Origin of the sequence: Granulicella sp. WH15, assembly GCF_009914315.1 — a bacterium.
Classification (GTDB): Bacteria; Acidobacteriota; Terriglobia; order Terriglobales; family Acidobacteriaceae; genus Edaphobacter.
This window is the reverse complement of the sequence record NZ_CP042596.1, coordinates 1-15,570: the sequence shown is the minus strand read 5'-3', so window position 1 is coordinate 15,570 and position 15,570 is coordinate 1. Positions and strand designations below refer to the sequence as shown.

The 15,570-nt window shown below is 62.5% G+C and carries 13 protein-coding genes; 5 read left to right on the top strand and 8 right to left on the bottom strand.

Annotated features, from left to right (window positions below):
- Nucleotides 1-44: 44 nt before the first annotated feature.
- The 6 genes from lipB to FTO74_RS00040 all read right to left on the bottom strand — a co-directional run bounded on the left by lipB (nt 45) and on the right by FTO74_RS00040 (nt 6,214).
- Nucleotides 45-782 (bottom strand): lipoyl(octanoyl) transferase LipB, encoded by a 738-nt coding sequence (gene lipB / locus FTO74_RS00065; RefSeq protein ID WP_162536313.1) that lies wholly within the window; start codon nt 780-782, stop codon nt 45-47.
- Nucleotides 689-1,672 carry a CHAD domain-containing protein gene (locus tag FTO74_RS00060; protein WP_162536312.1) on the bottom strand — a complete coding sequence of 328 codons (984 nt, stop codon included), beginning with the start codon at nt 1,670-1,672 and terminating at the stop codon, nt 689-691. Before FTO74_RS00060 ends, lipB begins: the two co-directional genes overlap by 94 nt.
- A 354-nt stretch (nt 1,673-2,026) precedes the next feature.
- Entirely contained in the window at nt 2,027-3,505 is a 1,479-nt protein-coding gene (lpdA, locus tag FTO74_RS00055; protein ID WP_255462401.1) for a dihydrolipoyl dehydrogenase, read from the bottom strand.
- A gap of 483 nt (nt 3,506-3,988) precedes the next feature.
- Nucleotides 3,989-4,309, bottom strand: a complete 321-nt coding sequence (locus tag FTO74_RS00050) for a hypothetical protein (RefSeq protein WP_162536310.1) — start codon at nt 4,307-4,309, stop codon at nt 3,989-3,991.
- Between the two features lie 155 nt (nt 4,310-4,464).
- Nucleotides 4,465-5,454: a porphobilinogen synthase gene (hemB, locus tag FTO74_RS00045; protein ID WP_162536309.1), complete on the bottom strand. Its 990-nt coding sequence runs from the start codon at nt 5,452-5,454 to the stop codon at nt 4,465-4,467.
- Between the two features lie 214 nt (nt 5,455-5,668).
- The gene (locus tag FTO74_RS00040; protein WP_162536308.1) at nt 5,669-6,214 is read right to left on the bottom strand and encodes a hypothetical protein; all 546 of its coding nucleotides are present in this window, start codon (nt 6,212-6,214) and stop codon (nt 5,669-5,671) included.
- Between the two features lie 112 nt (nt 6,215-6,326).
- Between FTO74_RS00040 and FTO74_RS00035 the strand changes: the two genes are divergently transcribed.
- The 3 genes from FTO74_RS00035 to FTO74_RS00025 all read left to right on the top strand — a co-directional run bounded on the left by FTO74_RS00035 (nt 6,327) and on the right by FTO74_RS00025 (nt 11,381).
- A complete protein-coding gene (locus FTO74_RS00035; RefSeq protein WP_162536307.1) occupies nt 6,327-8,804 on the top strand; it encodes a Smr/MutS family protein in 2,478 nt (825 codons plus the stop codon).
- Between the two features lie 340 nt (nt 8,805-9,144).
- Nucleotides 9,145-9,690: an SRPBCC domain-containing protein gene (locus tag FTO74_RS00030; protein WP_162536306.1), complete on the top strand. Its 546-nt coding sequence runs from the start codon at nt 9,145-9,147 to the stop codon at nt 9,688-9,690.
- Nucleotides 9,691-9,800: 110 nt separating this feature from the next.
- On the top strand, nt 9,801-11,381 hold the full coding sequence (locus tag FTO74_RS00025; protein WP_255462400.1) for a DHA2 family efflux MFS transporter permease subunit: 1,581 nt from the start codon (nt 9,801-9,803) through the stop codon (nt 11,379-11,381).
- 179 nt (nt 11,382-11,560) lie between these two features.
- On the opposite strand, the gene dnaN is transcribed toward FTO74_RS00025, so the two are convergent.
- Complete coding sequence (dnaN, locus tag FTO74_RS00020) at nt 11,561-12,763, bottom strand: DNA polymerase III subunit beta (RefSeq protein WP_162536305.1); 1,203 nt, start codon at nt 12,761-12,763, stop codon at nt 11,561-11,563.
- A 21-nt stretch (nt 12,764-12,784) separates the two neighbouring features.
- Between dnaN and FTO74_RS00015 the strand changes: the two genes are divergently transcribed.
- Together FTO74_RS00015 and FTO74_RS00010 are read left to right on the top strand one after the other, a co-directional pair.
- Nucleotides 12,785-12,958 (top strand): hypothetical protein, encoded by a 174-nt coding sequence (locus tag FTO74_RS00015; protein ID WP_162536304.1) that lies wholly within the window; start codon nt 12,785-12,787, stop codon nt 12,956-12,958.
- Nucleotides 12,959-13,231: 273 nt separating this feature from the next.
- Nucleotides 13,232-13,519: a hypothetical protein gene (locus FTO74_RS00010; RefSeq protein WP_220399057.1), complete on the top strand. Its 288-nt coding sequence runs from the start codon at nt 13,232-13,234 to the stop codon at nt 13,517-13,519.
- A 602-nt stretch (nt 13,520-14,121) separates the two neighbouring features.
- Here FTO74_RS00010 and dnaA read toward each other — a convergent pair.
- A complete protein-coding gene (gene dnaA / locus FTO74_RS00005) occupies nt 14,122-15,570 on the bottom strand; it encodes a chromosomal replication initiator protein DnaA (RefSeq protein WP_162536302.1) in 1,449 nt (482 codons plus the stop codon).

The following is a 15,570-nucleotide window of genomic DNA, read 5'->3' as shown; positions in this document are numbered from 1 at the left end:
ATTATAAGACTGCGGGGTTGGAATTGGCGTGAGTTGTGCGATTATCAGACCTCTTGGGCGATAGACGGTGTTAGAAGCTCTTCGAGGGACTCGCACCAGAGCATCTGGCGCTCGAAGACGCGGCCGAAGTTGCGTGCGGTTGCGTTTAGCGCATCTTCAAGAGTGGGCAGGGGTTCCAGCGGCGACTCCAGCTCGAGCGACGTCACGGTGCGGTCGGTGATGCCGCAGGGAATGATCCAGTCGAAGTCGCGGAGGTCGGTCGTGACGTTGAGGGCGAAGCCGTGTGAGGTGACCCCCTGGGAGACGTGGACGCCGAGGGCCGCCACCTTTTTTTCCTGGATGGAGCCGCCTGCTATCGTCCAGACGCCGGTGCGGCCGGGGATGCGCTGCGTGGGGACGCGGAAGTCGCCGCAGGTGCGGATGAGCACCTCTTCGAGCATACGGATGTAGTCCACCGGACCGAGGTGCGGGCCTTTTTTGCCGGGCAGGTCGCCGCGCAGGTCGATGACGGGGTAGCCGACCAGTTGGCCGGGGCCGTGGTAGGTGACGTCGCCGCCGCGGTTGATCTCGTGCAACTCGACGCCCTTGTGCTGAAGCAGCTCGTCGGAGGCTAAGATGTTCTCGCGTCGGGAGTTACGGCCCAGGGTGAGCACGGGCGGGTGCTCGAGCAGGAGCAGCGTATCCGCGATCAGGTTCTGCTTGCGCGCGGCGACGACCCGCTGCTGGATGGCGAGGGCCTCGAGGTAGGGAACGCGGCCGAGCGAGAGCAGGTGAACAAACATACCGATACAAGCTTACGGGAGTTTGGCCCGCGTGCGCGAGTGCGGCGGCGGGGGTGCAGTTGCCGGATCGTCTTCAGGTGCGCTCGGTAGCCCGCCAGCGACGTGTCGCGGTGCCGCATCAGAGCTCCGGTCAGGGGCGATTTTTTGCCGAGGCGCTGACCGGCCTGGGCGAAGAGCGTCAGCCAGTCGTGCCAGCGGCCGCCGGACTGTTGCACCTCTTCGAAGGCTCTGGCCAGCTTTCTGGCCTTGCGGGCCGAGGCGGGGGCCGACTCCAGCATGTAGCGGGCCAGCTTTGCCGATTTGCGGATGTCGTGCAGGCGCTCTGCGTTGGACTCCTTCCCCTGCAACACAGCCAAAGACTCGTGCTCGAACCAGGACTGGACGGCGGCGATCAGGTCCGAGGCGAGGATGGTGAGGGGTTCAAATGGTTTCAGTACTTCGAACAGGCGCTCGAGCGAGCGGGTGAGCTTGCGCTGGAGCTGCTGGAGGAGCGACTGTAGCTCGGAGGCCTCTTGCTGGCGCTCCTCTGCGAAGAAGCTGCGCAGCTTGTGGCTGTGCCGCTGAAGCTGCGTGGAGGCTGTTCCGCCAATGAGCGATGCCGGATCGTCGAGCAGGCCAAGCTGGACGTCGAGATCGCGGACTCGACCTGCCGCTCGACGCAGTTCGCGCAGGTGCTTGCGGACTCGGTTTACAACTTTTTCGGGGAGGGTGAGGTTGGGAAGCAGGCTCAGAAGCGTGAGTTGGGCTTCGATCCGCCGGGTGCTGGTGCGCAGATGGTGCGCCGCCCGGGGCTGCGGGTCCGCCAGGCAAAGGGTGATGGAGGACTCAAGCTCTTCGACGTACCGCCGCAGCGTCAGGATCGGGCGGGCGGCGGTGTCGGCGGTTTTCATGGATGCCTATGATGCCAGAGATAATTTCGGGTGTCACTGACGGGGATCACATCCGGAGCATAAGTGCCACGAGGGAGGAAAGCATACCTCGGGGGCTAAAGCCCGCATTGGTGGTGGTTTTTAATGTCCGGGCTAAAGCCCGGACCTACCCCAGAGGCAAGAACAACAGCAAAAGCAGATTCCTCCGCTTCGCTCCTGAATGACAAAAAAACAGGCAACGGCAACAACACCCTCACGCCGGGCGGGCGGCACTTCGTGCGGTGCTCGACGCTTCGCGTGAAAAACCAATCTTCGCGTGAAAAGAAAAAAAGCCGGGCGCGATGGCCCGGCTCTTCTCTCTCAAATAAACAACGACTAGACGTTGACCGCCAGGCCCTCGACGCTCGAGAAACCATCCAGCAGGCTCTCCGACAGGGTCGGGTGCGCGTGGATCGTAAACATCATCTCCTCCACCGTCGCCTCCAGCTCAATCGCCGTGACGCACTCGGCGATCAGCTCCGTCGCCTGAGGCCCGATGATGTGCACGCCCAGCACCTCGCCGTACTTCGCATCCGAGACCACCTTCACAAAGCCGTCGTGCGAGTCCACAATCGTCGCCTTCGAGTTGCCGACGAACGGGAACTTGCCCACCTTGACCTGGTAACCCTTCTCCTTGGCCTGCGCCTCGGTGAGGCCGACCGACCCGATCTGCGGATCGCAGTACGTGCAGCCCGGAATGCGCTGGCGATTGACCGGCCGCGCATACTTACCGGCCAGCTTCGACGCCACCACCAGCCCGCACATCGCTCCCACGTGCGCCAGTTGCGGCAGCCCGCCGACGATATCGCCGATGGCATAAACGCCCGGCTCGGTCGTCTCCATCCACTCGTTCGTCATAATGAAGCCGCGATCCGGCGTGACTTTTACCTTGTCCAGCCCGCAGTCGTAGGTCCGCGGAGCGCGTCCCACGGCTACCAGAACCTTCTCGGCCTGCTTGGTCTTGGTCTTGCCGGTCGAGTCCGCGTACGTAATCAGCGCGCCCTCGGCGTTCTTCTCGATCTTCTCCACCTTCGCGCCGACGGTCACGTCGATGTTGCGCTTCTTGTACAAGCGCAGCAGCTCCTTGGAGATGTCCTCGTCCTCGGCGTTCACGATGCGGGGCAGCGCCTCGATGATCGAGACCTCCGCGCCGAAGCTGTTGAAGACCGAGGCGAACTCCACGCCCACCGCACCCGAGCCGATCACCACCAGCGACTTCGGCATCTTGTCGATCGCCAGAATCTCGCGGTTGGTCATGATGGTCTCATCGGCGGTGTAGCCGGGCAGCATCCGCGCATCGGAGCCGGTGGCCAGCACTACGTTCTTGGCCTTCACCTCGGTGACGGTCTGCTTGGTGAAGCCCTCGCCCTGCAAGTCCTTGGGCTTGCTCTTATCCTCGTCGGTCACCGTAATGGTGTGGACGCCGCCTTGAGCCGACCCGGTGAGCCGTCCGTGCCCGGAGAAGACGGTGATCTTGTTCTTCTTCATCAGGAACTCGAGACCCTTGGTGTGCTTGGTGATGATCTCGTTCTTGCGCGCCAGCACGTTCGTCCAGTTGAGCTGCGGCGCGTCCACGCCGTCGATGCCGTACTTGCCCGCGTGCTTCAGGTGATCCCAGATCTCGGCCGAGAAGAGCATCGCCTTGGTGGGGATGCAGCCCCAGTGGAGACAGGTGCCGCCAAGTTTGTCGGTCTTTTCGATCAACGCGACCTTCAGGCCGAACTGCGCGGCGCGGATGCCGCAGGTGTAACCGGCGGGTCCGCCGCCGATGATGACCACGTCGAAAATCGTCTCTGCCGCCGTCTTCTCTGCCAAGGAATACTCCAATCTGCTACGCATTTTTAAAGTGCCAACGCTTTATTTTACGCCCGTCGGCGCAACCCGGTCCCGGACAGGCCGCCACGCGGGGCGAGCTACCCTCATCTCCACAACAACAATGAAGTAGAACAAGTATGCGGCAGTGTCCTAATTTGCACTCTCTCAAAACAGTTCGATCAGCATGCCGATACGTTTTATACGACACAAATATGGAGAGCCTGTGTGCCAGAACGGAAGGGCATTAGAGGAAGAGTGGCAACTATCGGAAGCACCTTTTTCAGATAGTCGGCCGGAAGCGGTTGCATGGTTCTATGAACGTCGTACCGAAGCCAGAGCCACCTGGATCGAGCACAGGAGGACCTGTACGGAATGTGAAAAATCTCGGTCAGAAACGGTCCCGACCTCAGTTGTGCCCCCTCTGGCTCCCCGTTCATGGGGAGTCAGCCGGATCGAGCATAGGCGCGGGCTACCTTCAAGCCGCTAAACCTCGTCCGTAAACTTCCTCAACTTGCAGTTGTGGCAGATCTCATCGAAGAGCCCGCCCGACCACATCTCCAGCTTCTTCTTCGATCCCAACGCCCCGAACCGTCGCCAGCAGCGAGGACATCGAAACTCCCCGGACCACCAGATCGCCGCCCCGGCCGCCCCCAGCCACAGCAGCATCACAAGCCCGGCCACCAGCACGGGACTCAGCAGCAGGGCCGCGGCCACGCAGAACGGCAACAGTCCGTACAGAAAGAACAGCGCCAGAGAGCGCCGCAACCGGTACGACCGCCATTGCAACACATAGCTCTTTGCCACACCTGGCGCCATTTCCAGACCTCAGTTCAGCAGTTCAGCGTATCTCCTGCAATGTACTCCATCGCCGCCGTTCAAAATTGAAATGCTCGCTGCCGACCAGCGGAAGGCCCTCGGGTATTGATCTACCCATACCGCCCCGAGAACGGTACGAAGTACTACGCAAGCACGCGCGCCGCAGCCTTGGCGAAGTAGGTGACGATAAAGTCCGCCCCGGCACGCCGGATCGAGAGCAACGACTCCATCATGGTACGCTCCGGCTCCAGCCAGCCGCGCTGAAACGCCGCGTGCAGCATGGAGTACTCGCCCGAGACCTGGTAAGCGCCCATCGGCAGATCGCAGCGCTCGCGGGCCGCGCGGATCACGTCGAGGTACGCCATCGCGGGCTTCATCAGGATCATGTCCGCACCCTCCATCACGTCCTGCTCGACGTCGCGCATCGCCTCGCGCAGGTTGGCTCCGTCCATCTGGTAGCTGCGCCGGTCGCCGAACTGCGGGGCCGAGCCAGCCGCCTCGCGAAACGGGCCGTAGAACGCCGAGGCGAATTTGGCGGAGTAGCTCATGATCGGCGTGCGGTCGCGTCCGACGGCATCGAGCGCCGCACGGATGCCCGCGACACGGCCGTCCATCATGTCGCTGGGCGCGATGATATCGGCCCCAGCGCGTGCCAGCGAGACCGCCGACCTGGTCAGCAGCGCGACGCTGGCGTCGTTGTCGACGATGTAATGTTCGCCGTCCCGCACCACCACGCCGCAGTGGCCGTGCGAGGTGTACTCGCAGACGCAGACGTCGGCAATGATGAGCAGGCGGTCGAGCGCGCGGTCCTGCTTGAAGGCCCGCAGCCCGGTCTGGACGATGCCGTCATCGCTCCACGCGCCGGTGGCCTGCTCGTCTTTTTCCGACGGAATCCCGAAGAGCAGCAGCCCGCCGATCCCCAGGGCCGCGCACTCGCGCGCCTCCTTCAGGGCCTCGTCAATCGACAGGTTGAAGCAGCCGGGCATGGAGCTGATGGGCTTGCGGATGCCCTCGCCGGGGCAGAGGAAGAGGGGGTATATCAGGGAGTCGGGGCGAAGATGCGTCTCGCGGACCAGCGAACGCATCGCCTCGGAGCCACGCAGACGCCGCAGACGGGTTGTCGGAAATTCCATGTAAACAGTTTACGGCGAGACAAGCGCCAAGGCTGTATCGCCAGAAGTCGCACTCCAGTCTTATAAAGTCCACCGAGTCTAAGGGCACGGCATCAGCCATGCCCTCTCCTGTGCGGGGCAAAAAAGCATTTGCCGTTGCTTCCGGGGTAGGTCCGGGCCTTAGCCCGGACCTACCCCAACAACAAAATCTGTCCGGCCGAACGAATCTCCTGCCCTAATCCACCAGCGCCTGATACTCCCTCTCCGAACGCTCCGGCGCGAGCACCCAAAGCGTATAAATCCCCAGCGCCGTGCCCACAGGGATCTTAATCAGCGTCAGCACCGCCACCACCAGCGCCAGGGTCCGTCCCCACGGCTTCCGCGCCAGCAGCGAGTAGCCCGCAACTGCCGCCAGAGCTGCCCACAAGATCGTAAGAATTCCCAACACCGGCACCAGCGGAGCCAGCCAGCTCAGATGAAACCCTCCGCTCCCCGGCCAGCCGTCGCCCCACTGATCGCCATGCAGCAGCACCGAGTGCAGCATCAACATGCCAAAGATTCCATGCATGATGCGATAACCCGCATAGACGCACCACAGAATCCCCAGCGTCTGCAGATGGCACGCGACCCGGCCACGCGCCGCGGGCAGCGGAGCGGGCGAAGGCCCGGTGAGCGGCATCCAGGCGGGCGGCTGTGTCGCCTCCCGATAGATCGAAACCCCGCAACGAGGACAAAACCTGACGCCCGCCTCAGCAGGCGTACCGCAACCCGAACAGACCATCCCAAGCCTCCACGCGCGTCGACGTGCCTGCGCGCTGAGTTCCGTTACGCAGCGTACCGAGGAATTGTTCCCTACATCACTCTCGCCACGTACGATAGAGCTTGGCGCCACCATGAATCTCATCCCCAACATTCCCGCACCACTGGCCGACTCCAGCAGCATCGCGCTCGAGTGGCCGCGCCTGCGCCGGCAGATCGCCGGTAAAGCCGTCAGCCCGCTCGGCCGCGAGTGGACGCTCGCCCTCGAGCCCTCCACCGACCTCGGCTGGATCGACGCCCAGCAGACCCGCACGGCCGAGATACGCGGCTTCCTGGCCCGCGGCGGCAGCTTCGACTTCCACGGCCTCTTCGACCCCGCGACCCTGCTCGACAAGGCCCGCATCGACGGCAGCGCGCTCGAGGCGCTGGAGATCCGCGACCTGCTCGAAGTGGTGGAGCGCGTGGCCGCCTGGCGCAACGTCCTGATGCCCGGCACCGCTCAGCAACAGGAGGCCGCCCAGCGCCAGATGGGCTCCGGCATCACCGGCCTCTCCACTCCGCTGCTGCACCACGACCTCGCCGGGCTGCTACGGCTGCTGCGCGGCAAGATCGAGCCAGACGGCTCGCTCTCCGACGACGCCAGCCCCGAGCTGCGCCGTATCCGCCGCGCCATGGAGATGCAGCACCGCGCCATCGAGGCCAGCCTGCGCCGCGCCGTCCGCACCCTGCGCGAGGAGGGAAACACGCAGGACGACGTCATCACCGTGCGCGGCGAACGCTTCGTCATCCCCATCAAAGCCGAGTTCAAGCGCCGCGTCCCCGGCGTCATCCACGGCTCTTCGTCCTCCGGCCAGACCGTCTTCGTGGAGCCGCTCGAGACCATCGAGCAAAACAACGAGCTGGTCCGCCTGCTCGACGAAGAGCAATCCGAGATTCACCGCATCCTGGTCGCCATGACCCGCGCCCTGGCCGCCGATTCGCCCGCCATCGGCGTCGGCACCGAGATCCTGGCCGAGGTCGAGTCGCACTTCGTCCGCGCCAAGTTCGCGCTGGACCTCGAGTGCACACGGCCCATCTTCGGCGAGTCGCTGAGCCTGCGCTACGCCCGCCATCCGCTGCTGGAGCTGCGCATGAGGAGCGAAGGCTCCCGCCCCGTGCCCCTCACTCTCGCGCTCGAACCCACGGCGCGCCAGCTCATCATCTCCGGCCCCAACACCGGCGGCAAGACCGTCACGCTCAAGACCGCCGGGTTGCTGGCCCTGATGGCTCAGGCTGGGCTGCCCGTGCCCGCCGAAGAGGCCATTCTGCCGCTCTTCACCGGCATCTTCGCCGACATCGGCGACGCGCAATCCATTGAGCGCAACCTCTCCAGCTTCTCCGCGCACGTGGTCAACGTGGATGCCATCGCCCGCCGCGCCGACGAAGGCTCGCTCGTCCTGCTCGATGAGCTCGGCTCGGCCACCGACCCCGAAGAGGGCGCGGCTCTGGCAGTCGCCGTGGCCAGCCACTTCCTCGGCCTGCGCGCGTGGACCTGCATCACCACCCACCTGACCTCGCTGAAGGTCTACGCGGCCAACCACGCGGGCGTCCTGAACGCCGCCGTCGGCTTCAACCAGGAGACGCTCTCGCCCACCTACGAGCTGCGCCTCGGCGTTCCCGGAGCCTCCGCCGGACTCAACATCGCCGAGCGGCTCGGTATGGACGCGGGCATCATCGCCGCGGCGCGCTCCCAGATGACGACCCAGCAGGCCGACATCGGGGCCTTCCTCGACCAGTTGCACGATCAGATCTCCGCCGCCACCGCCGAGCGCGTGAGCCTGAAGAGGCGCGAGGAGCTGCTGGCCCAGGAGCGGCAGCGGCTCGAAACCGAGGGCCGCAACGAGCAGAAGCAGCGCACCCGCGAGCTGGAGTCCAAGCTGAACTCGCTGCTAGAGGACTTCGACGCCCAACTGAAGGACGCGGTGAAGGCCATCGACGACAAAACCGTCGCGGCCAAAATCGCACGCGGATCGGCGCTGCGCATGGCCACGCTGCGGCGGGAGTTCTCCGAGCAGTTCAGCTCCACCGTTCTGGCCCACAACACCGGGGCCGACCGCAACGATCCCAAGGCCGCGCCCAACCCGCTGAAGAACGAGACTAAGCCAATCAAACCCGGCGATCTGGTGACGCTGAAGTCGCTGGGGCGGCAGGCGCGTGTGGACCGGATCATCGACGCCACGCACTTCGAGGTCTCGATGGGACAGATGAAGATGCGGGTGGCTCGAGGCGATATCGGCGAGGTCGAAACCGTGAGAGTGGCAACACCGCTCGAGGCCGCGCGGCGCAGAGGTGGGGTCACGGTTCAGACGCGGGACGACTCGGATTACCTGAGCCAGGAGATTAATGTGATCGGGCGCACAGCGGCTGAGGCGGAGGATGAGGTATCACGGTATCTGGACCGGGCGTTTCTGGCCGGTCTGCCTCGAGTGCGGATCGTGCACGGGACGGGAATGGGAGTGCTGCGGCGCACATTGCGCGAGTTCCTGAAATCTCACCCGCACGTCGCGACCTTCGCCGAGCCAAGCCACAACGAGGGAGGCCAGGGAGCAACGGTAGTCGAGCTACGTCAATAGCGATTCGCACCGTTCTCGGGGCGAAATGAGCAATGTTCGCTGCCGACCAACGGGAGGCCCTATGCGGATGATCCCGCCCATCCTACCCCGAGAACGGCACGAAGTGCCTTGACCGAAGCAGGATCTGGGGTATGATTTACCCAGCCAGAGTGGCACTTCCTGCCAGTCTCAACCGACCAAGCCAGACAACGTCGCCTCCAAAACCAGCCTGCAGCTCCCTTCAAACGGAACCGGACTTTCGACCCGTTGTTTGCATCGCTATTCCCCTATTCCAAGTTTGCCCCGACATTTTTGAGGCGAAGACACATCAGCCAACGTCCAAAGCAGGAGACAAAGAGATATGCAGAGGACCGATTTGCTAACGACTGAGACAACCCAGGTTCGCTGGCCCGAACGCTACCTTCCGGCGAAGGCCGACGTGTTCTGCCACAACGAGATCACCATCGCCGCGTCGCCCGAGACGATCTGGGCGTGGCTGATCCGCGCCGAAAGCTGGCCGGATTGGTACTCCAATGCGGCCCACATCCACTTTGTCTCCACCTCCGGCCCCAACCTGCGCAACCGCAGCCGCATCCGCTGGAACACCTTCGGCGTGCGCATCACGTCCAAGGTGCTGGAGTTTGAGGCCCCCGCACGGCTGGGCTGGGACTGCCACGGCATCGGCCTGAACGCCTATCATGCGTGGGTCCTGACCCCGCAGGAAGACGGCACGACGCACGTACTGACCGAGGAGACTCAGACCGGCTGGCTCGTCCGTCTGGGCAAGATGCTGATGCCCACACGCAAGCAGCGGATGCACCAGATGTGGCTGGAGGGCCTGAAGGTCCGGGCCGAAGCTGGAGCGCCCAGCGGCGGAGCACGATCCGCAACCGCCATTCTCACTTGATTCGACAGACTTTAACCCGGGAATCAAGCATCCCTTCTTTTATCCTCGGGGTCTTATGGCTTGAGTTATCTTCAAGGTAAGCTCATGCCGTAGGACACCGAGGAGAGACCTTGGCCGATCTGGAACATGACAGCAACTGGCGACCGAAGGCGAATCCCTGGCTGATCGCCGCAACGGTCGCGCTGGCCGCGTTCATGGAGGTGCTCGACACCTCGATCGCCAACGTCGCGCTACCGCATATCGCGGGCAACCTGGGTGCCTCCACAGACCAGGGAACCTGGGTCCTGACCAGCTATCTGGTCTCGAATGCCATCATTCTGCCGGTGGGCGGATGGGCGTCCTCGGTCATCGGCCGCCGCAACTTCTTCATGACCTGCATCGTGATCTTCACGATTGCCAGCTTCCTCTGCGGCATCGCACCCTCGCTGCCGATCCTGCTCATCTGCCGCGTCATCCAGGGCATCGGCGGCGGCGGCCTGCAACCCATGGCGCAGGCCATCATGGCCGACAGCTTCGAGGAGAAGAAGCGCGGCCAGGCCTTCGCGCTGTATGGCCTCGTCGCCGTGCTCGCGCCCTCCATCGGGCCCACGCTGGGCGGCTGGATCACCGATAACTACTCCTGGCGCTGGATCTTCTACATCAACATCCCGGTCGGCATCCTGGCGCTGATCCTGACGCAGCGGCTGGTGCAGGACCCGCCCTGGATCAAGGCCGACCGCGACAACCTGCGGCGGCTGGACTACATCGGCCTCACCCTGCTGAGCCTCGCCATGGGCGGCCTCCAGATCATGCTGGACAAGGGCGAGGAGAATGACTGGTTCGCTTCCAGCTTCATCCGGTTCTTCGGAGTGATGTTCGTCGTGGGCATGATCGGACTGATCTGGTGGGAGTGGCGGCATAAGGCCCCGCTAATGAACCTGAAGCTCTTCAAGTTCAAGAACTTCGCCATCTGCTGCTTCCTGATGATGCTGGTGGGCGGCGTCCTGAACGCCGCGACCGTGTTGCAGCCGCAGTTCCTGCAACAACTGCTGGGCTACACCGCCACCAACGCGGGCATGGCCCTGACGGCAGGCGGCGTGGCGCTGGTGATCGTGATGCCGCTGGCAGGCATAGCGACGGGTAAGTTCGCCGCGCGTAATCTGGCCGCGTTGGGCTTTACGGCCTTTGCCTGCGCGTACTACTGGGTCTCCACTCACGTGACGCTGGATATGAGCTTCGGCCAGGCGCAGTTTCTGCGCGTGTTGCAGATGGTGCCGATCCCGTTCTGCTTCATCTCGATCACGAACGCGGCCTACGTGGGGCTGCCGCGCGAGGCCTCGAACCAGGTCTCGGGTCTCATCAACTTCGCGCGCAACGTGGGCGGCAGCATCTTTATCGCGGTGACGGGCGCGCTGGTCACCAACCGCTCGCTCTTCCACCAGAACCGACTGGCCGACCACATGCAGTTCGGCAGCCAGCCCTTCCAACAGGCGGTGACGATGTTCAAGGGCTATCTGGGCGGCGGCGCGGCGGGCGAACAGGCGGGGCAGGCGATGATCTATCAGCAACTGAACCAGCAGGCCACCGCGCAGGGCTACGTGGACGTCTACCGGATGCTGGCCTGGATGTCGTGCCTGATGGTGCTGCTGGCGTTCCTGCTCAGCAAGAACAAGCCCGGCGAGGGAATGCCCAAGGGCGAGGCCGTTCACTGATTTGGGTAGTCCATAGCAACAAAAGCAAAACGCCCTCACTCCAGAACACTTCATACGGTTCTGGACGCAGCGCGTGTTTCTCCAATAACAAACGGCCCCCGCATGTAACGAGAGCCGTTGCCGTTGCTGCTGTTTTTTAAGGTTTCACGCCGAAGGCGTAGTGCCTCGATGGCAGATCGTCAGATGCGCATGGGCATCAGGATGTAGCGGTACTTTACGTCTTCGTTGCCGTCTTCAGGCCGCATCTGGCCAGCCGATTGGGCGTCCTTGAACTCCAGCCGAACCTCTCCCGTGTTGCCGATGGCCTTCAGGAAGTCGATCAGGTACTGCGAGTTGAAGCCCACGACCAGCGCGTCGTAGTTGTACGGCGTCTCGATAGAGTCCTCGGACTCGCCCGAGTCGGTGGAGGAGCTGGAGAGCTTCAACTCGTTCTGCTCCAGACGAATCTTGATCGCGCCCGAACGCTCGTCGGCAAACTGCGCCACACGCTGGATGCAGGCCATCAGGTCTTCCGAGCGGACGATGACGAACTTGTTGTTGTCGCGCGGCAGCACGGCCTCGTAGTTGGGGAACTGGCCGGTGAGCTTGCGGCTGGTCAGAACACGGCCACCCACGCGGAAGAAGAGTGTGGACTCATCATCGGCGAAGTCCAGCGTCTCAGCATCGCTCGAGCCCAGCAGCGACGACAGCTCCGCAAGCGCCTTGCGCGGGATCAGCGTCTTCTTCTCGCCGGAGATGCCCTCGAGCACCTCGCCATGCTTCTCCACGTGCGCCAGGCGATGGCCGTCGGTCGCCACCATAGCCATCGACTCCGCCTTCAGGACCAGCAGCGCGCCGTTGAGTGTGTAGCGGCTCTCCTCGTTCGAGATGGCGAAGATGGTCTTCGAGATCATGTTCTTAAGCGACGCAACCGAAACCTTATAAGCACCCGTGACCGGAAACTCGGGGATCTGGGGGAAGTTGGCGCGCGCCATGCCCACCATTTTGGTGTTCGAGCGGCCCGCGCGGATCTGGACCCAGTGGTTGTCCATCAGCTTGATGGATATCTCGCCCTCTGGCAGCAGCTTGATGTAGTCGAAGAGCTTGCGCGCCGGGATCGTGCAGGCACCGGCCTTCTTCACCTTGGCCGGGCAGCTCGTGCGCAGGCTCTGGTCCAGATCCGTGGCCGAGATGGTCAGGCGACCGCCGCCCTCACCCTCGGTCGTCGTCTCAAACAGGAAGTTCGACAGGATCGGGATGGTGGTCTTGCGCTCGACGACCGACTGGGCCGCGGTCAGCTCGCGCAGCAGCTCGGCGCGGGAGACCGTGATTTCGAGGTTGCCGGTCGGGACAGATGCGGAGGTAGAGGTCTCGGGGGTCTCGGTCGTGGTCGTGGTCGTCAAAGGGAGTTCTCCAGGAGGAACTTGGATCTTGCAACGGCGGATTCACCGGATGAGTTTGATTCTAGTGGGCACGGACCTTTTTGGGGTAATACAAGTGCCTGTGCAAAAGATACCGGTTATGTGGGGCGCGGGGACTTTACTTTTGCGGCCAAAACCAATGCCAAAGGGACGGGCGCGAACGCTTCTAAGAAATAACAGTGAAAAGGCAATAAAGAACAGAAGCCTTAACCGTTTGCGTTTGAAATGTGGATATAAGGCTAGAGCCTTTTGGAATGAAGGACTTAATGGCGTGTCTCGATTTAGAAATGTGGACAACCGGATTCGAATAGAAGGTAAAGCAGGGTGGAAACCTTTGGAAGTGTCCCAGGATGTCCTATTTATCCACAAGGTGTTTTAAAAACCGGGTAGAAAACCCTGTTCAAAAAGTGGGAATAGGTTCCAAGTCATTGAATGCTTAACCAGATATAAGTGTCCATTTTTCCACTCTTTGCACCGCTCCCTGTGGATATTTGGATTGTTTCTCTATTTGGGCAAGGCGGCAACGCGGAGATGGCCGCGATGAAGGTTGCCCTCTTTGGAGCTTCGGATGCTACGGGTTTGCTGTTGATGGAGCGATGCCTGGCTGCCGAATACGAGGTGACGGCGCTGCTGCGGAGGCCTGTGAAGTTTCCCTACCTGGACCACCCGACCGTGATCGGGTGCGACATTTTCACATTGCGAGCGGTCTACGACACGATCCATGGGGAGAACGCGTAGCCCTCGGCGTTGGGTGCCGAGTCGCTGAGGTGAGCGGGTGTTCTCGAGCGAATAGTGCCGTCCATTGTGGACGCGATGGGTGAGTTCGGGGTGGTCGGATCGTCACACTGGGGTCAGCGGGGCATTGGACTCGTCGCTCGACCGGACGGTGGTAATGTCGCCAATGCTGACGAGCGAGCCTGCGAGGGGCGTTACCGAGTGGATAGGGAGGCTTTGCCGCGGGGTGGGACGAGAATCTCGTGGGCGGATGTGGCGGAGTTACTGATAGGGCAACTAAAGAGTGAGCGGTGGTTGCGGCGGATGTTTATCTGTATTAGTGAGCCGGGCTGAATTTGTAACATTTTTTGTTCTTATATGAAACATTAATTGTTACAAATTAAGAAGAGTCCAATATTTGAAGATTTATCAGCATATCCGGCGTAAGAGTGTTGTTGCTGGTTGACTCCAAGGTATGCTTTCTTTTCTCAGCCATAAGGACAGCAGCAAAAGCGCCCTAGCGCCGGGCGGGCGGCACTTCGTGCGGTTCTCGACGCTGCGCGTAAACAACGCAAAGGCCGCAACCTTTTGGGCTGCGGCCTTTGTCATTCATATTCAGAAACAACCTAGTTCAGCGTCTCCATCAGCTTATTGATCGTGCGGTTCAAGTCCTTATCCGAGCGCCTCTGTTCGTCGATCTTGGCGATCGAGTGCATCACCGTAGTGTGGTGCTTACCGCCGAACTGGCGTCCGATCTCCGGCAGCGAGGCCTCGGTCATCTGCTTGGCCAGATACATCGCAATCTGCCGCGGCACCACGATCTGCCGCGAGTTGTTCTTCTGCTTCAGCTCCGGCACGCGCATCCCAAACTGCTCGGCCACAGCCCGCTGAATCGCCTCAATGGTGATCTTGCGGACCTGGCTGTCGATGAACTGCTTCAGGCACTGCTGGGCCACGGCGAGCGAGCACTCGACGCCGTGATGCGAGCACCAGGCGATGACGCGGATCAACGCGCCCTCAAGCTCGCGGACGTTGGTCCGTACATTCGACGCAATGAACATGGCGACGTCGAGCGGCACCTGGCTCTGCTCGATCTCGGCCTTGCGTTGCAGGATGGCGACCTTGGTCTCGAGATCCGGTGGCTGGATATCGGCGATCAGTCCCCACTCGAAGCGCGAGCGCAGACGGTCTTCAAAGTCGGGCAGTTCCTTGGGCGGCCGGTCCGAGGCGATGACGATCTGCTTGTCCTGCTCGTGCAGCGTGTTGAAGGTGTAGAAGAACTCCTCCTGGGTACGCTCCTTGCCCGAGAGGAACTGGATGTCGTCGATCAGCAGCACGTCCACGTTGCGGAAGCGGTCGCGGAAGCTGGTCATCTTGTCGTACCGCAGCGAGTTGATCATTTCGTTGGTGAACTTCTCGCCCGAGACGTAGCTGACGAGCGCGTGAGGCTGCCGGCGCTTGATGTCGGCTCCGATGGCATTGAGCAGGTGCGTCTTGCCCATACCGGCGCCGCCGTAAAGGAAGAGCGGGTTGTAGGCCTTCGAGGGCCGCTCGGCGACCGCCTTGGCTGCCGCGGTGGCGAACTGGTTGCCGCTGCCGATGACGAAGGTGTCGAACTGGTAGCGGGGGTTGAGCTGGGCGGCGCTGTTCCAGTCGAAGCGGGCCTGCTCGACGGCGGGCGGCGGGGTGGCCTGGTTGCCGCGCAGAGGGCCGGTGTTGCTGGCGGAGCTGCCGTTGCGCGGGGCGTTGGCGCTGTGGCTGGGCAGCGGCGCAAAGCCGCCATCCTCGCGCAGGCGGGGCGCGGCGGGATCCTGCTGGGGCGTCTCAAAGGTAACGGTCTCGATCTCGAGCCCGAGGTTCTCAATAGCTTCTTCGATGAGGTCGCCGTACTTGTCGCCGATGTGCTCGAACTCTGCCGAGGGGATACGCACAAAGAGCGTCGTGCCGACCGTGCGAGAGTAGCGCGTGGGCTTAAGCCACGTCTCAAAGGACTGCCGATTGATCTTCTTCTCGAGTGCAGCGAGAATGCGGACCCAATGGTTCAACACAGCCTGAGCTGTAGGGACAAATGACAT